General features: G+C 73.3%; 24 protein-coding genes and 1 riboswitch. Of the genes, 12 read left to right on the top strand and 12 right to left on the bottom strand.

From position 1 onward, the window contains the following. Positions 1 to 172: 172 nt before the first annotated feature. The 3 genes from bioD to bioB are packed head-to-tail and all read right to left on the bottom strand — an operon-like array spanning position 173 to position 3432. A complete protein-coding gene (gene bioD / locus AB0L74_RS14775; RefSeq protein ID WP_365650650.1) occupies positions 173 to 943 on the bottom strand; it encodes a dethiobiotin synthase in 771 nt (256 codons plus the stop codon). A gap of 1 nt (position 944) precedes the next feature. Continuing rightward, on the bottom strand, positions 945 to 2225 hold the full coding sequence (locus AB0L74_RS14770) for an adenosylmethionine--8-amino-7-oxononanoate transaminase (protein ID WP_365650647.1): 1281 nt from the start codon (positions 2223 to 2225) through the stop codon (positions 945 to 947). Further along, the gene (bioB, locus tag AB0L74_RS14765; RefSeq protein WP_365650644.1) at positions 2218 to 3432 is read right to left on the bottom strand and encodes a biotin synthase BioB; all 1215 of its coding nucleotides are present in this window, start codon (positions 3430 to 3432) and stop codon (positions 2218 to 2220) included. Before bioB ends, AB0L74_RS14770 begins: the two co-directional genes overlap by 8 nt. 153 nt (positions 3433 to 3585) lie before the next feature. Here bioB and AB0L74_RS14760 point away from each other — a divergent pair, with 153 nt between their 5' ends. Continuing rightward, positions 3586 to 4713: an 8-amino-7-oxononanoate synthase gene (locus AB0L74_RS14760; RefSeq protein ID WP_365650641.1), complete on the top strand. Its 1128-nt coding sequence runs from the start codon at positions 3586 to 3588 to the stop codon at positions 4711 to 4713. A gap of 61 nt (positions 4714 to 4774) precedes the next feature. Here AB0L74_RS14760 and AB0L74_RS14755 read toward each other — a convergent pair whose 3' ends face one another. Continuing rightward, positions 4775 to 4999, bottom strand: coding sequence for a DUF397 domain-containing protein (locus tag AB0L74_RS14755; protein ID WP_365650638.1), 225 nt, complete (start codon positions 4997 to 4999; stop codon positions 4775 to 4777). Positions 5000 to 5008: 9 nt separating this feature from the next. Then, positions 5009 to 5872, bottom strand: coding sequence for a helix-turn-helix transcriptional regulator (locus tag AB0L74_RS14750; protein ID WP_365650635.1), 864 nt, complete (start codon positions 5870 to 5872; stop codon positions 5009 to 5011). Between the two features lie 218 nt (positions 5873 to 6090). Between AB0L74_RS14750 and AB0L74_RS14745 the strand changes: the two genes are divergently transcribed. Further along, a complete protein-coding gene (locus AB0L74_RS14745; protein WP_365650632.1) occupies positions 6091 to 6555 on the top strand; it encodes an ATP-binding protein in 465 nt (154 codons plus the stop codon). Between the two features lie 588 nt (positions 6556 to 7143). Here the strand turns inward: AB0L74_RS14745 and AB0L74_RS14740 are convergent. The 3 genes from AB0L74_RS14740 to AB0L74_RS14730 form a co-directional block, all read right to left on the bottom strand. Further along, positions 7144 to 7617: a C40 family peptidase gene (locus tag AB0L74_RS14740; protein WP_365650629.1), complete on the bottom strand. Its 474-nt coding sequence runs from the start codon at positions 7615 to 7617 to the stop codon at positions 7144 to 7146. A 3-nt stretch (positions 7618 to 7620) separates the two neighbouring features. Continuing rightward, positions 7621 to 7835, bottom strand: a riboswitch (cyclic di-AMP (ydaO/yuaA leader). A gap of 339 nt (positions 7836 to 8174) precedes the next feature. Continuing rightward, entirely contained in the window at positions 8175 to 8480 is a 306-nt protein-coding gene (locus tag AB0L74_RS14735) for a hypothetical protein (protein WP_365650626.1), read from the bottom strand. A gap of 7 nt (positions 8481 to 8487) precedes the next feature. After that, positions 8488 to 9123 carry an ATP-dependent Clp protease proteolytic subunit gene (locus AB0L74_RS14730; RefSeq protein WP_365650623.1) on the bottom strand — a complete coding sequence of 212 codons (636 nt, stop codon included), beginning with the start codon at positions 9121 to 9123 and terminating at the stop codon, positions 8488 to 8490. Positions 9124 to 9323: 200 nt separating this feature from the next. Between AB0L74_RS14730 and AB0L74_RS14725 the strand changes: the two genes are divergently transcribed. Then, the gene (locus AB0L74_RS14725; protein WP_365650620.1) at positions 9324 to 9626 is read left to right on the top strand and encodes a type II toxin-antitoxin system Phd/YefM family antitoxin; all 303 of its coding nucleotides are present in this window, start codon (positions 9324 to 9326) and stop codon (positions 9624 to 9626) included. Positions 9627 to 9950: 324 nt separating this feature from the next. On the opposite strand, the gene AB0L74_RS14720 is transcribed toward AB0L74_RS14725, so the two are convergent. Beyond that, positions 9951 to 10967, bottom strand: a complete 1017-nt coding sequence (locus AB0L74_RS14720) for an ABC transporter permease (RefSeq protein WP_365650618.1) — start codon at positions 10965 to 10967, stop codon at positions 9951 to 9953. A gap of 226 nt (positions 10968 to 11193) precedes the next feature. Between AB0L74_RS14720 and AB0L74_RS14715 the strand changes: the two genes are divergently transcribed. The 8 genes from AB0L74_RS14715 to AB0L74_RS14680 all read left to right on the top strand — a co-directional run bounded on the left by AB0L74_RS14715 (position 11194) and on the right by AB0L74_RS14680 (position 18335). Further along, positions 11194 to 11844: a TetR/AcrR family transcriptional regulator gene (locus AB0L74_RS14715; protein WP_365650614.1), complete on the top strand. Its 651-nt coding sequence runs from the start codon at positions 11194 to 11196 to the stop codon at positions 11842 to 11844. 142 nt (positions 11845 to 11986) lie between these two features. Then, the gene (locus tag AB0L74_RS14710; protein WP_164395324.1) at positions 11987 to 12289 is read left to right on the top strand and encodes an urease subunit gamma; all 303 of its coding nucleotides are present in this window, start codon (positions 11987 to 11989) and stop codon (positions 12287 to 12289) included. A 13-nt stretch (positions 12290 to 12302) separates the two neighbouring features. Beyond that, complete coding sequence (locus tag AB0L74_RS14705) at positions 12303 to 12614, top strand: urease subunit beta (RefSeq protein ID WP_365650687.1); 312 nt, start codon at positions 12303 to 12305, stop codon at positions 12612 to 12614. Beyond that, positions 12607 to 14328 carry an urease subunit alpha gene (locus AB0L74_RS14700; protein WP_365650610.1) on the top strand — a complete coding sequence of 574 codons (1722 nt, stop codon included), beginning with the start codon at positions 12607 to 12609 and terminating at the stop codon, positions 14326 to 14328. Before AB0L74_RS14705 ends, AB0L74_RS14700 begins: the two co-directional genes overlap by 8 nt. Further along, positions 14328 to 15002 carry an urease accessory UreF family protein gene (locus AB0L74_RS14695; RefSeq protein ID WP_365650607.1) on the top strand — a complete coding sequence of 225 codons (675 nt, stop codon included), beginning with the start codon at positions 14328 to 14330 and terminating at the stop codon, positions 15000 to 15002. The genes AB0L74_RS14700 and AB0L74_RS14695 overlap by 1 nt, the downstream gene beginning before the upstream one ends. Positions 15003 to 15163: 161 nt before the next feature. Further along, the gene (gene ureG / locus AB0L74_RS14690; protein ID WP_365650604.1) at positions 15164 to 15841 is read left to right on the top strand and encodes an urease accessory protein UreG; all 678 of its coding nucleotides are present in this window, start codon (positions 15164 to 15166) and stop codon (positions 15839 to 15841) included. Beyond that, positions 15838 to 16596, top strand: coding sequence for an urease accessory protein UreD (locus AB0L74_RS14685; RefSeq protein WP_365650601.1), 759 nt, complete (start codon positions 15838 to 15840; stop codon positions 16594 to 16596). Before ureG ends, AB0L74_RS14685 begins: the two co-directional genes overlap by 4 nt. Positions 16597 to 16727: 131 nt before the next feature. Further along, positions 16728 to 18335 (top strand): alpha/beta hydrolase, encoded by a 1608-nt coding sequence (locus AB0L74_RS14680; protein WP_365650598.1) that lies wholly within the window; start codon positions 16728 to 16730, stop codon positions 18333 to 18335. Between the two features lie 79 nt (positions 18336 to 18414). On the opposite strand, the gene AB0L74_RS14675 is transcribed toward AB0L74_RS14680, so the two are convergent. The 3 genes from AB0L74_RS14675 to AB0L74_RS14665 all read right to left on the bottom strand — a co-directional run bounded on the left by AB0L74_RS14675 (position 18415) and on the right by AB0L74_RS14665 (position 20897). Further along, positions 18415 to 19449 carry an NAD-dependent epimerase/dehydratase family protein gene (locus AB0L74_RS14675; RefSeq protein WP_365650595.1) on the bottom strand — a complete coding sequence of 345 codons (1035 nt, stop codon included), beginning with the start codon at positions 19447 to 19449 and terminating at the stop codon, positions 18415 to 18417. Positions 19450 to 19558: 109 nt separating this feature from the next. Next, the gene (locus tag AB0L74_RS14670) at positions 19559 to 19969 is read right to left on the bottom strand and encodes a VOC family protein (protein WP_365650592.1); all 411 of its coding nucleotides are present in this window, start codon (positions 19967 to 19969) and stop codon (positions 19559 to 19561) included. A gap of 199 nt (positions 19970 to 20168) precedes the next feature. Further along, complete coding sequence (locus AB0L74_RS14665; protein WP_365650589.1) at positions 20169 to 20897, bottom strand: lysophospholipid acyltransferase family protein; 729 nt, start codon at positions 20895 to 20897, stop codon at positions 20169 to 20171. Positions 20898 to 21247: 350 nt separating this feature from the next. Here AB0L74_RS14665 and AB0L74_RS14660 point away from each other — a divergent pair, with 350 nt between their 5' ends. Next, entirely contained in the window at positions 21248 to 22849 is a 1602-nt protein-coding gene (locus tag AB0L74_RS14660; protein WP_365650684.1) for a BCCT family transporter, read from the top strand. Positions 22850 to 22893 lie beyond the last annotated feature (44 nt).

Below are 22893 nucleotides of genomic sequence, written 5' to 3'. Positions count from 1 at the left end.
AGACCATCACTTTGCTTATATCGAACCGGCCCTCGCCCACATCCGTGAAGAGGACCTTCCGCTGGCGGAGCAACGCAGGCTGCGGCCGCGCCCCGCCCGCCCGGCCCGGAGGCGGGGACGCCGGTGGCGCCGGTTTCGCGCCGGGCCCGGTGCCCCGGGCCGGGCCCGCCTCCTACGATCCGGTGCCGGGGGCGGACGGTGCCGTTGCCCGGGCGCCGGCCGGGACCGGGGGCGCCTGCCGCGCCCCGAACTCCTCCGCGTCCCACGTGCCGTCGAGCCGGGGCGCCAGCCACCGGGGCGCCGCCGCGCGGAAGGCGTCCGGGGCGAGCGCGGCCGCCCCGGCGGGCACGGCGCCGAGCAGCGGCGCCCCGGCCACGTCCGGGAGGTCGGCGAGATTGCAGCGACAGGCCAGGTCCGGGTCGGTGGGCCAGCTGCCGATCACCACGCCCGCCAGGGCGATGCCGCGCGCGGCCAGCTCCCGCGCCGTCAGCTCGGTGACGTTCAGCGTGCCCAGTCCCGCGGTCGCCACCAGGAGCACCGGCGCTTCCAGCAGCCCCGCCACGTCCGCCAGGGTCCCGCCCGCCGCGTCGAACCGGACGAGCAGTCCGCCCGCGCCCTCCACCAGCACCAGATCGTGCTCGGTGGCCAGTTTGGCCGCCGCCTCGGCCACCCGGTCCGGGTGGACCGGGGGGAGCCCGGCGCGCCGCGCGGCCGTCGCCGGCGCCAGCGGCTCGGGGAACCGGGCGAGTTCGGCCGCCGTCACGGGGCCCGCGAGCCGGACGACCTCCTGCGCGTCGCCGGGCTCGCCCGGACCCACCCCGGTCTGCGCGGCCTTCAGGACCGCCACCGACCGGCCGGCCGCCCTTGCCGTCGCGGCGACGGCGGCGGTCACGACCGTCTTGCCGATCTCCGTGCCCGTGCCCGTGATCACCAGGACCGGCATGTCACCCCTCCCTCGCCGCCGCGCACACCGCGCGCGCGATCCTCGCCACGTCGGCGTCCTGCGTGACGTACGGCGGCATCGTGTAGATCAGGTCGCGGAACGGCCGCAGCCACACGCCCTCGCGCACGGCCGCGTCCGTCGCCGCCTTCATGTCGACCGCGTGGTCGAGCTGGACCACGCCGATCGCCCCGAGGACCCGGACGTCCTTCACGCCGGGCGACCCGGCCGCGGGCGCGAGCCCCTCCCGGAGCCCCGCCTCGATCCGCTTGACCTCCGCGCGCCAGTCCTGGCCGAGCAGCAGCCCGACCGAGGCGCACGCCACCGCCGCCGCCAGCGGATTGCCCATGAACGTCGGCCCGTGCGCCAGCACCGGGACCTCGCCCCGCGAGATGCCGTCGGCCACCCGCGCGGTGCACAGCGTCGCCGCCATCGTGAGGTAGCCGCCGGTCAGCGCCTTGCCCACGCACATCACATCGGGGGTCACCGCCGCGTGCTCCGCCGCGAACAGCGCCCCCGTCCGCCCGAAACCGGTGGCGATCTCGTCGAACACCAGCAGGACGTCGTGCGCGTCGCACGCCTCGCGCAGCACCCGCAGATACGCGGGGGAGTGGAACCGCATCCCGCCCGCGCCCTGCACCACCGGCTCGACGATCACCGCCGCCAGCTCGGCCGCGTGCCGCCCGATCTCCGCGCGCAGATGCTCCGCGTACGCCTCCTCGTACCCGGCCGGCGGCGCCTCGGCGAACACCTGCGGCTGGAGCACGCCGGACCACAGCCGGTGCATGCCGCCCTCCGGGTCGCACACCGACATCGGCTGCCAGGTGTCGCCGTGGTAGCCCCCGCGCCAGGTCAGCAGGCGCCGCTTGCCGGGCTGCCCGAGCGAACGCCAGTACTGGAGGCACATCTTGACCGCGACCTCGACCGACACCGAGCCGGAGTCGGTGAGGAAGACGTGCTCCAGGCCGTCGGGCGAGATGTCGACGAGGAGCTTCGCCAGGCGTACGGCCGGCTCGTGGGTGAGCCCGCCGAACATCACATGACTCATCCGCCCCAGCTGCTCGCGCACGGCCTCGTTCAGCACCGGGTGGTTGTAGCCGTGGATGGCCGACCACCAGGACGACATGCCGTCCACGAGTTCGCCCGACCCGTCGGCCGGTCTCAGCCGCACCCCGCTCGCCGACTCCACGACCAGCGGCTCCTCGCGGCCGGGCATGGGGCCGTACGGATGCCAGACGTGCCGCCGGTCCAGGTCCAGCAGCTCCGGCACGCTCAGCTCAGGCATTGGGCGCCAGATCCGTTCCGGCGCCGCGGCGGCGTACGGCGACCAGATCGGTCCGGGGCTCCCCGGCGCCCGGTACGGAGCCGGGGGCCTGCTCGCCTTCCCGCGAGGCGCGGCCCTCGCCCTCCTGCGGCGAGGCGCAGCCGCCCCCGCTCTCCTGCGAGCCGCAGCCGCCACCGGACCGGTGCGAGCCGCAGCCGCCGCCCGCCCGGTGCTCCGGCAGCGTCACCCGGTCGGTGCCCTCCACCTCGAACCTGGCGTCCGCGATCATCTCCAGGTCGGCCTTGCCCGCCTGGCCCTCGCTGGTGAGGTAGTCGCCGAGGAAGATCGAGTTGGCCAGGTGCAGGGCGAGCGGCTGCATGGTGCGCAGATGGACCTCGCGCCCGCCCGCGATACGGACCTCGACGTCCGGGCAGACGAACCGCACCATCGCCAGGATCCGCAGGCAGCGCTGCGGGGTCAGGTTCCACTCCTTCGCCAGCGGAGTGCCCTCGAAGGGGATGAGGAAGTTGACCGGAACCGAGTCGGGGTCCAGCTCGCGCAGCGCGAAGACGACGTCGACCAGGTCCTCGTCGCCCTCGCCCATGCCCGCGATCAGCCCGGAGCAGGCGGACAGCCCCGCCGCGTGCGCCTTGCGGACCGTGTCCACCCGGTCGGCGTAGGTGTGCGTCGTCGTGATGTCCCCGTACGTCGCCTCGGACGTGTTCAGGTTGTGGTTGTAGGCGTCCGCGCCCGCCTCGCGCAGCCGCTCCGCCTGGCCCTCGGAGAGCAGACCGAGGCAGGCGCACACCTCGACGCCCTCGTTCTCGTCCTTGATGGCCTTGATGGTCTGCGAGACCCGGTCCACGTCCCGGTCGGTCGGGCCGCGCCCGCTGGCCACCAGGCACACCCGCTTCGCGCCCCCGGCCACGCCCGCGGCGGCGGCCTGGGAGGCCTCGCCGGGCCCCAGCCAGGTGTACTTGAGGATGCCGGCCTTCGAGCCGAGCCGCTGGGAGCAGTAGGAGCAGTCCTCCGGGCACAGGCCGGACTTGAGGTTCACCAGATAGTTGAGTTTCACCCGCCGCCCGAACCAGTGCCGGCGCACCTTGCCGGCCGCGGCCACCACATCGAGCAGGTCGTCGTCGGAGGTGGCGAGGACGGCCAGCGCCTCCTCGCGCGTCGGCGTCTCGCGCCGAAGTCCCTTGTCCACCAGCGTGTTCAGCAGGTCCATGGGAGCCGATCCTGTCCTACTCGGCCACCCCGGGCCAAGGAGACTTCGCACAACTCTGACGGTTCACCGTGTGGGCATGGCCACACATCGGGCGGCTGGTCCTGCCGCTAATGTCTGTGCACTGCCTACAAAACCCCTGCCACCGGAGGACCCATGGCGTTCGGCTGGATCGACGAGCAGGCCGAGTCGCGCCGCCGCGCGGGGCTCGTACGCGATCTGCGTCCCCGTTCGGCCGGCTCCCCGCTCCTCGACCTGGCGAGCAACGACTACCTGGGCCTGGCGATGCACCCCGAGGTCACCGAGGGCGCGGCCCGGGCCGCGCGGGACTGGGGCGGCGGCGCGACCGGGTCCCGGCTCGTCACCGGCACCACCGAGCTGCACACGGAACTCGAGCACGAACTGGCCGCCTTCTGCGGTGCCGAGGCGGCCCTGGTCTTCTCCTCCGGCTACGCCGCCAACCTCGCCGCGGTCACCGCGCTGGCACCGCACGGCTCGCTGATCGTCTCCGACGCCGGCAACCACGCCTCGCTGATCGACGGCTGCCGGCTGGCCCGCGGCACCACGCAGGTCGTGGCGCACGCCGACCCGGACGCCGTGCGCAAGGCGCTCCACTCCCACGACGGGCCCGCCGTCGCGGTCTCCGACACGGTGTTCTCGGTCGACGGCGACGCCGCCCCGCTGGCCCGGCTCGCCCGGGTGTGCCGGGAGTACGGCGCCGGGCTGGTCGTCGACGACGCGCACGGGCTCGGTGTGCTCGGCGACGGAGGACGCGGCGCCCCGCACGCGCAGGGACTGGCGGGCGCGGGCGACGTCGTCGTGACGGTCACCCTGTCCAAGTCGCTGGGCAGTCAGGGGGGTGCCGTGCTCGGTCCCGCCCGGGTGATCGACCATCTGGTCAACACCGCCCGGACGTTCATCTTCGACACCGGTCTCGCCCCCGCGGCGGCGGGTGCCGCCCTGGCGGCCCTCAGGCTGCTGCGCCGCGAGCCGGAACGGGCGGCGCGGGCCCGCGCGGTGGCGGGCGAGCTGCACGCACGGCTGACCGCCGCGGGACTTGCGGCGGTGCGCCCGGACGCCGCGGTGGTCTCCGTGCGCGCGCCGTCGCCGGAGGGCGCGGTGCGGTGGGCGGCCGAATGCCGGGCGGCCGGCCTGGCCGTGGGGTGCTTCCGTCCGCCGTCCGTGCCGGACGGCGTCTCACGGCTCAGGCTGACCGCCCGCGCGGACCTGACCGGGGAACAACTGGAGCGCGCCGTGCGGGTGATCCGCCGGACGCGGCCGTGAGCCGGCGGTACCCGGCCGGATGACGCGTGCCGCCCGGCGGGTCAGCCGGGCGGGAGGGGGCTCACCGCAGACCGGTGAGGAAGTCCGCCCAGCTCCCCGGGGAGAAGAGCAGCGCGGGACCGGCCGGGGCCTTGGAGTCCCGTACGGCGAGCAGTCCCGCCCACGGGCCGGCCTCCGGCCGGGCGGTCTCGACGCAGTTGTTCGCTCCTGTGCTGTAGCTGCTGCGCAGCCACCGCACGCCGGGCAGTCGGGTGCTGGAAGGGACCGTGCGAGGCAGTGCGGACATGGTGCCTCCTTACGCGCCGGCCGCTGTCGCGGCGATGAAATCCAACGAGTCCTCGGGCGAAAGGGCGTGAGTGCCAAGGGCGTTGAAGGCCTCGGAGTAGGCCTCCAGGTCTTCTTTCCGTTCCAGATAGAGGCTACTCGTCAAGTGGTCGAGAACAACCACGTCCAGATCAGAAGTGCGCGAAAATGAGAAAATAACGAAAGAGCCGGTGACGCCGATGTGCGCCCCGGCGCCGAACGGCATGATCTGGAGCCGGACATGGGGCAGCCGTGCCGCCTCCAGCAGCCGCTCCAGTTGCCGGGCCATCACGCCGGGGCCGCCCACCTTGCGGCGCAGCACCGCCTCGTCCAGCACGGCACGCAGTTCCAGCGGCGGTCGCGTGCGCAGCACGTCCTGCCGGGCCAGCCGTACCTCCACCAGCGCGTCCAGCCGTTCCTCCGACAGCCCGTCCACCGCGGCGCGCGTCACCGCCCGCGCGTACTCCGGCGTCTGGAGCAGGCCGGGGACGACAGTGGTCTCCAGCGTGCGCATCGCGCTGGCCTGCGACTCCAGGCTGATGAAGTCCCGGTACGTCGGCGGCAGCACCCCCCGGTAGGCGTGCCACCAGTGGTGGTTCCGGTCCCCGTCGTGATCGGTGCCCGCCAGCATGAGGAGCAGGTCGCGCAATTGCGGATCGGCCACGCCGTAGGCGTCGAGAAGTAACCGCACATCGGCCGGTTTCGCACCGCTCGTTCCGGTCTCGATCCGGCTCACCTTCGACTGGTGCCAGCCCACGAGCCGGGCGGCCTCGCCACTGGTGAGCCCCGCCGAGGCGCGCAGCGCGCGCAGTTCGGCGCCCAGTTTCCGGCGGCGGACCGCAGGACCGTGCTGCATGGGCTTCCCCTTACTCGTACTCCGTCCGAGCCGCCCGCATCCGGTCTCCCGTCGCAGAGTTCACCGCATCGAGCGACAGATATATGCATAGTTTGGTGGATCGCCGTCCCGCACCGGCGTGGTGATGGCAGTCTGGCGATGAAGCACCAGTGCGGGACCGTACTCGAAGCCTCCGCTTTGTGTCGGACTGCGGTCCCGTGGAAAGGGACGACGCCGCCATGGCAGACCATCTGGAAGCATCCGTCACTCTGCCGAGCGAGCCCGCCTCGGTCTCCGCCGCCCGCACCTATGTGGTCGGCACGCTGGCGGAGTGGGGCCTGCCGGCGGGCACGGAAGTGTCCGACACCATCCGGCTCATCGTCTCCGAACTGGCCACCAACGCGGTGCAGCACACCTTGGGCCAGTCACCCACCTTCACCGTGGACCTCGTGCTCGACCGCGAGGAACGGCTGCGTGTCGGCGTCACCGACGGCCACCCCCGGTTTCCCAGACGGCTGCCCGCGGCCGTCCAGCAGGACAACGGACGCGGCATGGTCATCGTCCGCTGGCTGGCCGCCGAGTCCGGCGGGAGACTGCGGGTCCGCCCGACCCGCGAGGGAGGCAAGACCGTCTTCATCGAACTGCCCTGGACGGCGCCGGCCAAGCCGGCCACGGCGGCGGGACGGCGGGAACAGCGGCGCTGAACCGGGGGCGCGCCCGGCGCGCCGCGCGGCGGATCCCGGAAGGCCGACGGGCCGGACGCCGGCTGCCCGGTCCGGCGGACCACCGGAACCATACGGAGCGGGCGGCCCGGCAACCACCGCCGGGTCGCGGCCCGGCGGCGACCGCCGTCTCCGGGCGGCACGCGGCCGGGGCGGACCGGCGAGGGCGGCGGGCGGAGGCGACCGCACCGGCCGGGTGAGCCGGGTCCCCGCGTCCCCGGCCAGGCCGTCCGCCCGGCCGGTCGTCACGCCCACGACGGGCGGCACCGACCCGGTGAACGCGCGTGCCGGGCCACCGGGCCGATGGCGGCCTGGCCACGAGGCGATCCGGAGGATGCGCGGCGCGGCTCGACGCCTCAGCGACGGTGGTCGGCCATGCCATGGCGGGTACCGCCGGGGCGCGGGTCACGCCCGGGGCGGTCCCGGGCCGCCCTCTGGCACGTCCTCGGGGCGGGCGCGCCGGACGGTGCCCGAGGCCCTCGCGGGGCCCGCCACGGCCCACGCGCGGCCGGACGGGCTCCCGCGGGGGGGCGGCGGCGAGCCGGGCCGCCGCCAGCCCCGCGCGGAGCATCACTTGACCCGGCCGTACCAGACGCTCTTGGTCCAGATCTTCTGCAACCTCACCACGTCACCGGTCTTCGGAGCGTGCCAGATCTTGCCCTTCCCGGCGTAGATACCGACGTGGTACACGTTCCGGCCCGAGTGGAAGAAGACCAGGTCCCCGGCCTTGCGGCTCTTGGCGGAGATATGACGGGTCTTGTTGTACTGCTGGGCGGCGGTGCGCGGCAGCTTCTTGCCGGCCTTCTTGAACGAGTACAGCGTCAGCCCCGAGCAGTCGAACCGGTAGGGCCCGGTGGCGCCGTACCTGTACGGCGCACCCTTTTTGGAGGCCGCGATTTTCAGGGCCTTCGTCGCCGGGGTGGCCGCGGCGGCCTCGGAGGCGACGCCAGGCACCACGATCGAGCCGCCCACGGCGGCGATGGTGAGGGCCGAGGCCGTACCGGCCCGGACCATGAGGGACGGGACACGATTGAGCGCAGTCATGCGCAACCCTTCGTCAGCCGCCTGTGAAGGATGACCTGTCGGATTCGGGCTGGCGAAGTTGCCCGGCCGCATCTGCGCGGCTTCACCCCAAGGGCTGCTCGGCCCGGCCATGGCGTGACCGTTCCGGCGACCCGTCGTGCTTGGGTCCTCCACTCCTGCCGATCCACTTCCTGTCGACCGGTCATCCGGGCGGCGGCAGGACTCGGCGTCCGCCCGGATCGCCCCGCCGCGGTGGCGGGGGCTTGTCGTCAGACAGGGATCTTGGCGCACGGAAGTCGGAAAATCCCAACGGAACCAGGGATTTGTGTTGTTACTCACCACTCACCCGTTCGGGTGGACTCCCCTGTGTTCGAGCCGCTGTTGACGGTTCCGGCATGTGCCGGACCAGCGGTGGAACAACATATTCCGCCCTCTGGTCAGGAGAAACGCGCAACCCGGATCGGCCCCCGACAGCAGGAATTTCTCCACCGAAAGGGGGTACGCCGTTTGGTTCGCGCCGGTCCCGGCCCGGATGCCGCGCCGACGCCCGGAGGGGGGCCGGCCCGGGCGCGGCGGCGTCAAGTGCGGTGGGCGGGCGGCAGGGTGACGCGGGCGGTGCGCCGCTCGCCGTCCAGTACGCGCAGCGCACGGGCCAGGGTGGCGGCGTGCACCTCGTTCTCGCCCCGCTGGTGCATCAGCGCGAGCGCGTCGCGCAGGGCGACCGCCTTGCCGACCAGGGCCTGGGCGGCGCGCAGCCCGCGGTAGGTGTCCCCGTGGTGCGCCGGGTTGATGCGGCCCAGCAGGTCGACCACGTCGAGATAACGGTCGATCAGCTCGGCCTCGGCGCGCGTCAGGGCGGGCAGGGGCGGCAGCTCCGGGAGCATCGGCGCCTCACTTCCCGCCGGCCGCGGCGCCCGAACTCCTCCGCCTGGGCACGATGCGGTCCACCAGGCCGTACGCCACCGCGTCCGACGCGTCGAGGATCGTGTCGCGCTCGATGTCGGCGCTCACCTGGGCGCGGGTGCGGCCGGTGTGCCGTACGAGCAGTTCCTCCAGGCGGGAGCGGACACGCGTCAACTCGTCCGCCTGGATGGCCAGGTCCGATGCCTGGCCTCGCACCGGCTCCGCGAGAGACGGCTGGCGGATCACCATGCGCGCGCCCGGCAGCACCGAGCGCTTGCCCGGCGTGCCCGCGGCCAGCAGGACCGCCGCGGACGAACCCGCCTGGCCCAGGCAGGTCGTCGCCACGTCGCAGGTGACGTACCGCATGGTGTCGTAGATCGCCGACATCGCGTCGAAGGAGCCGCCGGGTGAGTTGATGTAGAGCGCGATGTCCCGGTCGGGTGCCTGGTGCTCCAGGTACATGAACTGGGCCACCACGTCGTTGGCGGAGACCTCGTCGACCGGGGTGCCGAGGAAGACGATCCGCTCCTCCAGCAGCTTCGCGTACGGATCCATCGTCCGCTGTCCGAAACCCGTGCGCTCGGTGAACTCGGGCAGGACATGGCGGGCGGTCGGTCGGGTCATGGCGAACCCCTCCTCTGCGGGCGTCTCCAGTGGCGCCGTCTCTGTAAAAAATGTACAGGATGTACAGAAGGTGGGTCGGGTGAGCGCTGTCGGTCTCATGAGAAACCGCAGGCCGGGAGGGGTTTGGGGGTGCGGGTTCGCTCACGGCGGACGGTCCTGAGCTCCGGTCGGCCTCCGGCGGCGGCCCGTAAGCTGAACGTATGGCCTACGAGATTCCGGTGACGCAAGCCAGGGCTGAGCTCGCCGACCTGATCAACCGCGTGGTGTACGGCGGTGAGCGCGTCGTCGTCACCCGGCACGGCAAGCCGCTGGTCGCCCTGGTCTCGGCCGCCGACCTCGAGAGGCTGGAAGAACTGCGGGAGACGGAGCAGGCGCGGGCGGGGGAGCAGAGCCGGGAGCAGGTGATCCGTGCCGTCTCCAGCGTGCGCGAGGTGGCGTCCGCGCCCCGTGAACCGCAGCGCTTCGGCATCGCCGCGGAACACCGGAGGCCGGGGGCCTCCTGAGACGCCGGTCCCTGGTGCCGGGACGGAAGGCCGGGGGACGGCTCCGGGTCCGGCCGGGACCGCGAGGCCGGAGGGAACGGAGTCCGGCCGGGACCGCGAGGCCGGAGGGAACGGAGTCCGGCCGGGACCGCCAGGCCGGAGGGAGCGGCTGGCCGAGGCCGGGGGAGCGCTGGACCCTCCCGGGGGCGCCGGTTGCTCGGCCGGACTTCCGGGGCGGCCGGGCGCGACGCGACGGTGCGCCCCCTCCGCGCCGGTGAAGCGGGCGGAAGAGGCGCACGGACCGTACAGGCGCTCGCGCGCCGGCGGCGGCTGGGGCGCGGCCGGTCAGCCGGCGGGTGCGGGCCCGCGCCCGGCGGCGCCCGCGCCGCGGCCGGCCCGGGCCTCCAGCGCGCCGCCGGCCAGGACGGCACCCAGCCCGAGGACGGCCCACCACGTCAGCGTCAGGGCGGGCCCGGCCGCCGCCGCACCGTCGAAGAACGACACCGACCGCAGCAGCGAGGCACCCGCGCCGGGCGGCAGCCACTGGCCGATCGCGCCGGCCGGTTCGGGCAGCAGCTCCGGTGCCGAGGCGGCGCCCGAGAACGGGTTGCCCAGCAGGACCACCACCAGCGCGCCCAGCCCGACGCCCGGACGGCCGAGCAGCGCCCCGAGTCCGGCGACCGCGGCGCTCACGGCCAGGGCCGACAGGGCGAACACCCCGGCCACGGCCCACCAGCTCCCGGTGACGACCCCGAGCCAGCTGTGCGCCAGGGCGGCGGCGACCGCACCGACCAGGACGGAGACGGACGCCAGCGCCACCGCCGCGCGCACGCCGCGCAGTCCCAGCAGGGACATCGCGGTGCCGGTCGCGACCCCGGCGAGTGCCAGCGGCAGCACGGTGGCGCCCAGGGCCGCGCCACGCGGATCGCTCGCGGGCGCGGCCACCACGTCGGCCGTCCTGAGCGGTGTCCCCGCGGCGGACGCCTGCCGCGCCACCGCCTCGTGCAGCAGCTGGGCCACGACCGGGCCGGCGGCGGAGGCGGTGAGCAGGGCCGGGCCGTGGTCGGTGACCACGATCGCGCCGTAGACCGTCCGGCTCTCGACCGCGGCGCGGGCGGCGGCCTCGTCGGCGTAGCGGTGGACCTCGAAGGCCCCGTCGCGCTGGGCGAGCTGCCGCTCGACACGGGCGGCCGCGGCGGCCGGTCCCGCCACGCCGACCGGCAGGTCCCGGGGGGCGGTCCGGGCGGCGGGCCAGGCGAAGGCCCACAGCGCCAGCGCCACCAGGGCGGGGACCAGGGCGGCGAGGGCGAGGACGCCGCGGCGGTGGCGGTGGGGCCCGGGGGCGGCGGAGAGGGTGGACATGGCTGCTCCTCGGTTCTTCCAGGTTCCCGGGGTGCTCCGAGGGGAGGGCGGCGCCGGGCCGGTCGGGGCGGCCGCGCGGGAACGGCCGGCGGGGGCCGCCGGGTCCCGCGGAAGGCCGGCCGGGCGGCTCGCCATCAAAAAGAAGGATCGTTCGTTCTGTCTTTCCCCCACGGTCCTGCGGTCTGTGTTCCTTGTCAAGAAGGAACGTTCGTTTTAGCTTGGCGCCATGGCTCGCGTATCCCAGGAACACCTCGACGCCCGTCGCCGGCAGATCCTCGACGGCGCCGCGCTCTGCTTCGCCCGCAACGGCTTCCACGCCACCTCCATGCAAGACGTGCTGAAGGAGGCCGACCTGTCCGCGGGCGCCGTCTACCGGTACTTCAGCGGCAAGGAGGAGCTCATCGGCGCGATCGTCGCCGAGGTGCTGGGCACGGCGCGGGAGGTGTACGAGCAGGCCGCCCGGCAGACGCCTCCGCCACTGCCCGACGTGCTGATCCCCGGCGTCCTGGCCCGGATGAAGGAGCTGCGGCCCGGGCTGCTGGAGGACGGCGAGTGGATGTTTCCCCGGCTGATGATCCAGGTGTGGTCCGAGGCCACGCGCAACCCCGCGCTGGCGGCCCAGCTGCGGGAGGGCTTCCGCCTGGTCCGCGCGGCCTGGGAGAAGGTCGTCGTGGGGTACCGGGAGGCCGGGCTGATGCCCGCCGGCGCCGAGGCGGACGCTGACGCCATGGCGCGGGTCATGATCGCCGTGGTGCAGGGCTACGCGGTCCAGGTGGCCCTCTTCGGCGCCGAGTCGGCCGCCTCCTTCGAGGAAGTGCTGCGTGACGGCCTGCGGTCCCTCATGAGCGTGCAAAGGGGAGGCCAAAAAGTAGCCTAGGGCAACTTGCCTTGATCGCGGCTGGGTTAACGTGACCGAAACCCGGTGCAACTAGCCTGCCGTCCCGGCCACCTGCGATGTTGCCCCGTGGCTGCGGCAACCGGACCCCGCACGGTCCGGAGCGAGATCTGTGAGGTGGGACGTGCAACTGACCCCGCATGAGCAAGAGCGGCTGTTGATCCATGTGGCGGCCGACGTCGCCGAGAAGCGCCGGGCCCGCGGAGTGAAGCTCAACCACCCCGAGGCGATCGCCCTCATCACCTCGCACGTCCTGGAGGGCGCGCGGGACGGCCGTACCGTCGCCGAGCTCATGTCCACCGGGCGCAAGCTGCTCACCCGGGACGACGTCATGGAAGGCGTCGCCGAGATGATCCACGACGTCCAGGTCGAGGCGACCTTCCCGGACGGCACCAAGCTCGTCACCGTCCATGACCCGATCGTGTGAAGTCGAGGGCTCGATGATCCCCGGAGAGTTCCTGTTCGCCGATGAGCCGGTCGTCTTCAACGAGGGCCGTGCGACCACCCGGCTGACCGTGCTCAACGCCGCCGACCGGCCCGTGCAGGTCGGCTCCCACTACCACTTCGCCGAGGCCAACCCCGGCCTGGACTTCGACCGCGCGGCCGCACGCGGCAAGCGGCTGAACATCGCCGCCGGTACGGCCGTGCGCTTCGAGCCCGGCATCCCGGTCGACGTCGAACTCGTCCCGCTCGCCGGTGCCCGCGTCGTACCCGGACTGCGCGGGCAGACCGGAGGTGCCCTCGATGCCTGAGATCTCGCGTGCCGCCTACGCCGACCTGTTCGGCCCCACCACCGGCGACCGTGTCCGGCTGGCCGACACCGACCTCCTCGTCGAGATCGAGGAGGACCGCAGCGGCGGCCCCGGACGCGCCGGAGACGAGGCGGTGTTCGGCGGCGGCAAGGTCATCCGGGAATCCATGGGCCAGTCCCGGGCCACCCGCGCCGAGGGCACCCCCGACACCGTCGTCACCGGTGTCGTGATCATCGACCACTGGGGCATCGTCAAGGCCGACGTCGGCATCCGCGACGGCCGCATCACCGGCATCGGCAAGGCGGGCAACCCCGACACCATGGACGGGGTGCACCCCGATCTCGTCATCGGGCCCGAGACGGAGATCATCGCCGGCAACGGGCGGATCCTCACCGCCGGTGCCATCGACGCGCACGTCCACTTCATCTGCCCGCAGATCACCGACGAGGCGCTGGCCGCGGGCGTCACCACCCTGGTCGGCGGCGGCACCGGACCGGCCGAGGGGTCGAAGGCCACCACCGTCACCCCCGGCCCCTGGCACCTGGCCCGGATGCTGGAGGCGCTGGAGGCCCACCCCGTCAACATCGGTCTGCTCGGCAAGGGCAACACCGTCTCCCACGAGGCGATGCTGTCGCAGATCCGGGGCGGGGCCGCCGGACTGAAGATCCACGAGGACTGGGGGGCCACCCCGGCCGCCATCGACGCCGCCCTCACCGTCGCCGACCGCACCGGCGTCCAGGTCGCCATCCACACGGACACCCTCAACGAGGCCGGTTTCGTCGGCGACACGCTCGCCGCGATCGGCGGCCGCGGCATCCACGCCTACCACACCGAGGGCGCGGGCGGCGGGCACGCCCCGGACATCATGACCGTGGTCTCCGAGCCGCACGTGCTGCCCAGCTCCACCAACCCGACCCGGCCCTTCACCGTCAACACCGTCGAGGAGCACCTCGACATGCTGATGGTGTGCCACCACCTCAACCCCGCGGTCCCCGAGGACCTGGCGTTCGCCGAGTCCCGCATCCGGCCGTCGACGATCGGGGCCGAGGACGTCCTCCACGACCTGGGCGCCATCTCGATCATCTCCTCCGACTCCCAGGCCATGGGCCGCGTCGGCGAGGTGATCCTGCGGACCTGGCAGACCGCGCACGTGATGAAGCGGCGGCGCGGTGCGCTGCCCGGCGACGGACGGGCCGACAACCACCGCGTCCGCCGCTATGTCGCCAAGTACACGATCAACCCGGCCCTGGCCCAGGGCATGGCCCGCGAGATCGGCTCCGTCGAGACCGGCAAGCTCGCCGACCTGGTGCTGTGGGAACCGGCGTTCTTCGGCGTCAAGCCGCTGCTCGTCCTCAAGGGCGGGCAGATCGCGTACGCGCAGATGGGTGACGCCAACGCCTCCATCCCGACCCCGCAGCCGGTCCTGCCGCGCCCCATGTACGGCGCGATCGGGCGGGCGCCGGCCGCCAACTCCGTCAACTTCGTGTCCCCCGCGGCGATCGAGGACGGGCTGCCCGAGCGGCTGGCGCTCGGCAAGCGGTTCGTGGCGATCGACTCCACGCGCGGCGTCACCAAGGCCGACATGCGTCAGAACGACGCCCGGCCCGAGGTGCGGATCGACCCCGACAGCTTCGCCGTCCACATCGACGGCGAGCTCGTCGAGGCGGCACCGGCCGTCGAACTGCCCATGGCCCAGCGTTACTTCCTCTTCTGATGACCAGGGCGGCACTTCTGGTCCTGGCCGACGGCCGCTTCCCCGCCGGAGGGCACGCGCACTCCGGCGGCGCCGAGGCGGCCGTACGGGCCGGGCGCATCACCGGAGCGGCGACCCTGGAGGACTTCTGCCGGGGACGGCTGCACACGGCGGGGCTGGTCGCCGCCGCACTCGCGGCCGCCGCCGCGCTCGGTGCCGATCCGGCGGAACTCGACGCGGCGGCCGACGCCCGCACGCCCTCCCCCGCGCTGCGCACCGCCGCCCGCAGGCTGGGCCGCCAGCTGACGCGGGCGGCACGCGCGACCTGGCCCTCGCCCGAACTCGACGCCCTGGCCGGCGCGTTCCCCAAGGGCGCCCATCAGCCGGTCGTCCTCGGGCTCACGGCACGGGCGGCGGGGCTCGACGCGGTGGACGCCGCCTACTGCGCGGCGTACGAGAGCGTGAGCGGGCCCGCCACCGCGACGGTACGGCTGCTGAGCCTGGACCCCTTCGACGCCACCGCGGTGCTGGCCCGGCTGGCGCCGGAGCTGGACCGGGTCGCCGAGCGGGCGGCGCGGGCGGCGCGCACGGCCCTCACCGACGGGACCGGCGCCCTGCCCGCCGCGTCCGCGCCGCTGCTGGAGATCGCCGCGGAGCAGCACGCCGCGTGGCCCGTCCGCCTGTTCGCCTCCTAGTTCGCCCGCGAGTTCGCCTCCTGGGCGGTCCTTCCCCCGGCCACCCCCTTTCCCCTTCACCTTCCCGACCTCTGGGGCCCGCCCCAGACCCCCGTCCGGCCGGGACCTGAACGGTCCCGTCGTCAAGCACCGGACGGGCCGAGCCGATGGAGCCGATTCCCATGCATCTGGACCACTCCCACGACGGACCCGCCGCCGTCAGCGCCGACGCGCACCGCCCCGACGGCACCCGCCGCGCCCTGCGCGTCGGCCTCGGCGGACCCGTCGGATCCGGCAAGACCGCCACCGTGGCCGCCCTCTGCCGGGCGCTGCGCGACGAGCTGTCCCTGGCCGTCGTCACCAACGACATCTACACGCGCGAGGACGCCGAGTTCCTGCTGCGCGAGGCGGTGCTGCCCCCGGAGCGGATCAGCGCCGTGGAGACCGGCGCCTGCCCGCACACCGCGATCCGGGACGACATCTCCGCCAACCTCGAAGCGGTCGAGGACCTGGAGGACGCGGTCGGACCGCTGGACCTGATCCTGGTGGAGTCCGGCGGGGACAATCTCACCGCCACCTTCTCCAAGGGACTCGTCGACGCGCAGATCTTCGTCATCGACGTGGCCGGCGGAGACGACATCCCCCGCAAGGGCGGACCCGGCGTCACCACCGCCGACCTGCTCGTCGTCAACAAGACCGACCTCGCGCCGTACGTCGGCTCCGACCTCGCGCGGATGGCCGCCGACGCCAAGGCGCAGCGCGGCGAACTCCCGGTCGTCTTCCAGTCGCTGCGCGGCGGGACCGGCGTGCGCGACGTCGCCGACTGGGTGCGGGCGCGGCTGGCCGCGTGGACGGTATGACCGGGACGACCGTACAGGCCGGCGCGCGCATCCTCGCGCGGCCCGACGGCCGGGGCGGGACGGCCCTGCCGGTCCTGGAAGGCGAGGGTCCGCTGGCGCCCCGGCGCGTCCGGGCGAGCGGCGCCGAGGCCCGTGTGATGCTCGTCGGCGCGATGAGCGGACCGCTGGGCGGCGATCGCCTCACCGTGGACGCGGACGTGGCCGAGGGCGCCCGGCTGCGGGTCGGGTCGGCCGCCGCCACCCTCGCGCTGCCGGGCCAGGCCGAGGGCGAGGCGCGCTACGACGTCCGGCTGACCGTGGCCGACGGAGCGGAACTGCACTGGCTCCCGGAGCAGTTGATCTCCGTCCGGGGCAGCGACCTCACCGTCACCACGCGCGTGGACCTCGCCGCGACCGCCCGGCTGGTGCTGCGTGAGGAACAGGTGCTCGGACGCGCCGGAGAGGAACCGGGACGGCTCGTCAGCCGTCTCGCCGTCCGGATCGCCGGCCGGTGCGTCCTGGACCAGGAGCTGGCCTGCGGGCCCGGAGCGCCCGGCGGCTGGGACGGGCCCGCCGTGCTGGCGGGCCACCGGGCGGTCGGGCAGATCGTCGTTGTCCGGCCCGAGTTCGCCGGACACCCGCCGCCCGCGCGCGTGTCCGGTGACGGCGCCGCCGTGGTCCCGCTCGCCGGGCCCGCCGCGCTGGTCACGGCCGTCGCGCCGGACGCCCTGCGGCTCAGGCGGCTGCTGGACGAGGGCCTGCGCGCCCTGGACTGACGCCCCACCGATCGAACACACTGCTCCGTTTATCGGATTGGCAAAGATCCCCCGCCGCCCCTGTTCCCGGGGAACGCACAGCCGCGAGGATCCCCCCGTACCTTTCGAAAAGCTGTACGGGGAGGGCCGACTTGAGGAAGACGATACTGCGGCGCAGGGCGGGGGCGCTCGGCGCGGCCGGCGCGCTCGTCACCGCGACGCTGATAGGCGGCGCCGTCACGGCGCCCACCGCGAGCGCGCGGCCCGCCGCGCCCGCCTGGTCCGGCCAGGACCGCGAAGCCCGCGGCGCGGCGATCGCCGCCGCCCGCGCCGCCGAGGCCGGCATCGACTGGCGGGACTGCCCCGCCGACTGGAACCTTCCCCAGCCGATCCAGTGCGGCTGGGTCACCGTGCCGCTCGACTACGCCAAGCCGTACGGCAAGCAGATCAAGCTCGCCGTCGACCGCGTCCGCAGCACCGGGACCAAGGACGAGCGGCAGGGCGCGCTCGTCTACAACCCCGGCGGCCCCGGCGGCTCCGGCCTGCGCTTCCCGGCCCGCGTCACCAACAAGAGCGCCGTCTGGGCGAAGGTGGCCAGGGCCTACGACTTCGTCGGCTTCGACCCGCGCGGCGTGGGCAAGTCCGCGCCCATCTCCTGCGCCGACCCGCAGGAGTTCGTCAAGGCGCCCAAGCTGGACCCGGTGCCCGACTCCGAGGCCGACAAGCTGGCCCAGCGCAAGCTGGCCCGCGAGTACGCCGAGGGCTGCTACGAGCGCAGCGGTGCCATGCTGCCGCACATGACCACGCCGAACACCGCGCGCGACCTCGACGTCATCCGCGCCGCGCTCGGCGAGAGGAAGCTCAACTACCTCGGCGTCTCCTACGGCACCTACCTCGGTGCCGTCTACGGCACCCTCTTCCCGGGCCATGTGCGCCGCATGGTCGTCGACAGCGTCGTCAACCCCTCCCGGGAGAAGATCTGGTACCAGGCCAACCTGGACCAGGACGTCGCCTTCGAGACCCGCTGGCGGGACTGGCAGGACTGGGTGGCCAAGAACGACGCCACCTTCCACCTCGGCGACACCCGCGCCGAGGTCCAGGCCCAGTGGCTGAAGCTGCGCGCCACCGCGAAGGAGAACCCCATCGGCGGGGTCGTCGGCCCGGCCGAGCTGGTCTCCTTCTTCCAGAGCGCCCCGTACTACGACTCCGCGTGGGTGCCGGTCGCCACCGTCTTCAGCAAGTACGTCGACGGTGACACCCAGGCGCTCGTGGACGCCGCCGCGCCCGACCTGTCCGACACCGCGGGCAACGCAGCCTCCGAGAACGGCAACGCCGTCTACACGGCCGTCGAGTGCGCCGACGCCAAGTGGCCCACCGACTGGCGGACGTGGGACCGGGACAACACCCGGCTGCACCGGGACCACCCGTTCCTGACCTGGTCCAACGCCTGGATGAATCTGCCGTGCGCCACCTGGCCGGTCAAGCAGAACACCCCGGTGGACGTCAGGACCGGCAAGGGTCTGCCGCCGGTGCTGATCGTCCAGTCCGAGCGGGACGCCGCCACCCCGTACGGGGGCGCCGTCGAACTGCACGAGCGGTTCGAGGGTTCCCGCCTGATCACCGAGCGCGACGCCGGGTCCCACGGCGTCACCAACCTGGTCAACCCGTGTGTCAACGACCGCGTGGACACCTACCTGCTCACCGGCGAGGTGGACAGCCGGGACGTGACCTGCGCCCCGCACGCCACGCCGAAGCCGTAGCCACGGCGCGGCACCGACCAGGGGGCGGCCGGTCGTACCGGCCGCCCCCTCTCACGACGTCACGCCTGTCACATGCGCCTCACGCGTCCTGGGCGGCGAGCCAGGCGTCCTCCGCCGCGTAGTCGAACAGATCGCCGTACGCCTGGACCATCTTCGGATACGCCTCCCGCCAGTCCCGGCCCGCCAGCCGCTCCCCGATCCAGGCGACGGTCTCCGGCAGCGTCTCGGCGTACCGGGTCACCGGGCGGTAGCCAAGCTCCCGTTCGGCGGCGTCCATGCCGCAGACCACCGGCGCCGGCACCGTCCAGGGTGTGCCGCCCACGCCGGGGGCGGGCGGTGGCCCGTCCACCAGCACGTCCTCCACGTCGCGTCCCATCACCGCGTCGATCGCCCGGGCGATCTCCGCCACGGTCGGCGCGTCGGGATCGACGGCGTTGAGGACCCGGCTGCCCGGCCGCGCGGCGGCCAGCCGGATCAGCTCCGCCACGGTGTGCACGCTCACCGGGTGGAACCGGCTCCGGCCGCCGAAGGCGAGGACGCGGCGGCGCCGCCCGTCGAGGTTGCGCTTGACGAAGTACAGTTCGCGCGGTGTCCGGCAGTGCGGCCCGTGGACCGCGCCCGCGCGCAGCAAGGTGGTGGGCACCCGGTCACCGGCGGCGAGCAGCTCCCGCTCCAGTGCCGCCTTGCGGGTGCTGTACGAGGTGTCGCCGGGCCGGACGGTGCGCTGGCCCTCGGTCAGCGGCACCGGATACTCGGGGAAGCCCTCCGGCTCGTGCTGGGTGTCGAAGCTCCGCCCCTCGCCGTCCTCGTAGACCGACACGCTGGAGATCACCACGGCCGACCCGATCCGACCGGCGAGCGACGTCAGCTGCCGCGCGTGCCGCGGCCCGAACGCCACCATGTCCACCACCACGTCGCAGCCGTCCCCCACCGCGGCGGCCAGGGCGGCGTCGTCCTCCCGGTCGGCCCGCACCACGCGCACGCCGTCCGGCCAGCCGCCGTCCCGGCCGCCCCGGCGCGAGAGGGCCGTCACTTCCCAGCCGTCCCGGGCCAGCACGCCCACCGCCACCCGCCCGATCTGTCCCGTCGCCCCCACCACCACCGCACGTGTCATACGGGGACCGTATGGGCGAGGCCGGGCGCCCGCCACACCCCTCTGCCGACAGCAGACCGCGCCGACCGGTGCCCGCGCCCGGAGCCGGGCGCGGGCCAGTGCCGCGGCACTAGTCGCGCTTGGGCCAGATGAGGCCCTGATCGGTCCAGAGGACGCCCTTGTTGCGGCAGAGGCAGAAGGGGTGGCCGATGGGGTCGGTGTACACGCGGAAGCCGTAGCCGTCGGGGCCGACGCAGTCCCGCTGCAGGGTCGCGCCGAGGGCCAGGACGCGGCGCTGTTCGGCCTCCATGTCGTCGACTTCGAAGTCGAGGTGGAACTGCTTGGGGTGCTCGCTGTCGGGCCACTGCGGGGCGCGGTAGTCCTCGACCTGGATGAAGGCCAGTTCGAGCTCGCCCAACTGGATGCCGGCCCAGTTCTCGTCACTGCCCTCCTTGACCGGGAGCCCCATCACCTCGGAGTAGAAGGCTGCCAGCTTCATCGTGTCCGGGCAGTCGATGATGAAGTCGGTTAGTCGTAGCATTCCGTGATCTTGCCACAAGATCAATTGGGCTGGACTGTGAGACAGGCCCCAGCCCAAACCAGACGGACACCAACGAATCAAACGCTCACTGGAAGGAAGAAGGAGGCCAACCCCTCCCCGAGATCGGGCGGCCTCCGGAGACGACAGTGGCCCGAGCGGGGCTGTGGTACGGCTGGCCGCGCCCTCTCGCCCTGACGGCCTAGCCGCGTGGCGTCCGCCGCGACCGGCTCCGCTTCGCCGCCCGCTCCCGCTCCGCCTCCTCGGCCTTGACGTCGGCCGCGTACCGGTCGACGTACTCCTGCCCGGACAGGGACAGGATCGCGGACATGATCTCGTCGGTGACCGCGCGCAGGACGGCCTTGTCATGGTCCATTCCGGCGTAACGGGAGAAGTCCAGCGGCTCGCCGAAGCGGATGGTCACGGGACGGACGCGCGGTACCACCTTGCCCGGCGGCTGCGCCTCGAACGTGCCGATCATCGCGCAGGGCACCACCGGTACCCCTGCCTCCAGGGCCATCACCGCCACGCCCACCTTGCCCTTGTACAGCCGGCCGTCGTGCGAGCGCGTCCCCTCCGGGTAGATGCCGAGCAGTTCGCCCCTGCCCAGCACCCCGAGCCCCTCCCGGACGGCGGCCTGCCCCGCCTCCTTGCCGGAACGGTCGACCGGGATCTGCCCGGCGCTGCGGAAGAACGCCGCGGTCAGCCGGCCCTTGAGGCCGGGCCCCGTGAAGTACTCGGCCTTGGCCAGAAAGGTGATCCGCCGCTTGAGCACGGCGGGCATGAGGAAATGGTCCGAGAAGGACAGATGGTTCCCGGCGACGATCGCCGCCCCCGACGACGGCACATGGTCCAGGCCCTCGATCCGGGGGCGGAAGACCAGCCGCAGCGACGGGCCCAGCAGCACGTACTTGAGCAGGTGGTAGAACACGGCTCGCTCCTCACTCCACCAGCTCCCCTCGGAACCGGCGTTTCCCCAGGTCAACCCCGAGGTGACCGACAGGGCCCGATGTGCACCTGCCGTCATCTGTAGCCAGGTTCGGGCGGTCTCATGCTGACCCATTGCCGAGTTGGCTGACGGGTGGTCAGGGCACGGGTCGCGTGGCCGCGCCCGACAGCGGCCCGGTCCCCTCACCGGGCGGCGTGCCACCCCGTGCACGGGAAGTCTTCAGGTCATAGTGGGGTGTCATGACCAACGAACCGATTGCCCCGCCTCGATCGGAGCCTCCGTCCGACGCCCCCGTCACCGGCAGGCCCGACCGCGCCCTGGTGGGGATCGGAATGGCCGCCGTCGCCGCCGTCGTGCTGTGGGCCTGGCTCGGTGACGAGTCGTTCGACAGGATCTCCTCCGCCGGCCTGGCGTGGGTCCTGGACAACTTCGGCTGGCTGTTCGTGGTCGCCGCGGACGTGTTCCTGATCCTGTGCTTGGTGATCGCGTTCGGCCGGTTCGGCCGGATCAGGCTGGGCAAGGACGACTCCGAACCGGAGTTCGGAAACCTCGCCTGGATCGCGATGATGTTCAGCGCGGGCATGGGCATCGGTCTCATGTTCTATGGCGTCGGAGAGCCGCTCACGCACCATCTGGAGCCGCCTCCCGCCAGCGATGTGCGAGCCCGGTCCGCCGAATCGGCGCGTACGGCCCTGGAGTACTCGTTCTTCCACTGGACGCTCACCCCGTGGGCGATCTACGGCATCGCGGGGCTCGCCCTGGCCTACGCCGGTTTCCGCAAGGGGCGCGGAAACCGCTTGAGCGCCGCGTTCGTGCCGCTCCTCGGGGGCCGGCGGGCGGCGTCCTGGCAGGGCAAGGTGATCGACCTGCTCGCTGTGTTCGCGACCGTCTTCGGCACGGCGACGAGCCTGGGCCTGGGGGCATTGCAGGTCGCCAAGGGGTTCGACCTCACGACAGGGGTCACCGCCACCCGAACCACGGAACTGATCATCATCGCCGCCTTGTCGGCGGCGTTCGTCGTCTCCGCCTTCTCCGGTCTGCACCGGGGCATCAAGTGGCTGTCGACGCTGAACATCGCGCTGGCGGCGGGCCTGATGGTGTTCGTCTTCCTGCTCGGTCCGACCGTCTACATCCTGGACACGATCCCGGCGTCCGTCGGCGGCTACCTGCAGAACCTGCTGCCGATGGCCACCCGGACCGGCGCCTTCTCCGACCGTGCCTGGCTGGGTGCCTGGACGATCTTCTACTGGGCCTGGTGGCTGTCATGGGCACCGTTCGTGGGGACGTTCATCGCCCGTATCTCTCACGGCCGCACCATCCGCGAGTTCCTCATCGGTGTACTGCTGGTGCCCAGCGGCGCGACCGTCGTCTGGTTCTGCGTGATGGGCGGCACAGCCCTCCGGCTGGAGTCGACCGGGGAGGCGGACCTCGCGGACGCGATGCGGGACGGCGCTGAGGCGTCACTGTTCGCCATGCTGGACGCGCTGCCGATCGGCGCGGTCACCTCCTTCCTCGCGATGGTCCTGGTCATGACCTACTTCATCACCAGCGCCGACTCGGCGTCGCTGGTGATGGGCTCTCTGACCAGCCGCGGCGTGCTCCACCCGCCGTCGTGGCTCGTCGTGATGTGGGGCGTGCTGATGGCGGCGGTGGCGGCGGTACTGCTGGTGGTAGGCGGGCTGGACTCGCTGCAGACGGCGACCATCCTGGTGGCACTGCCGTTCGTGGTCGTCATGCTGATGCTGTGCTGGGCGCTGCTGAAGGAGCTACGACAGGACCCCGGCGCCGGACCCGCCCGGCATCACGCGCTGCACGGATTGCGGGACGTGGTACGGACGATGGTCGGTGATGCCGTCACGGATCAGAGCCTGGCCCGCCATCATCGGCTGCGGCGGGCGGCGAGGGCTCGCGCGGAATCCGACGACGAAGCCTGACGGCGACCTGAGGGGAGCGAACGCGGAGTCGACGGCGGCGGGCC

This window comes from Streptomyces sp. NPDC052020 (assembly GCF_040680575.1).
GTDB lineage: Bacteria > Actinomycetota > Actinomycetes > Streptomycetales > Streptomycetaceae > Streptomyces.
The sequence above is the reverse complement of the archived record's forward strand: the minus strand, read 5'-3'. Positions and strand labels throughout refer to the sequence as shown.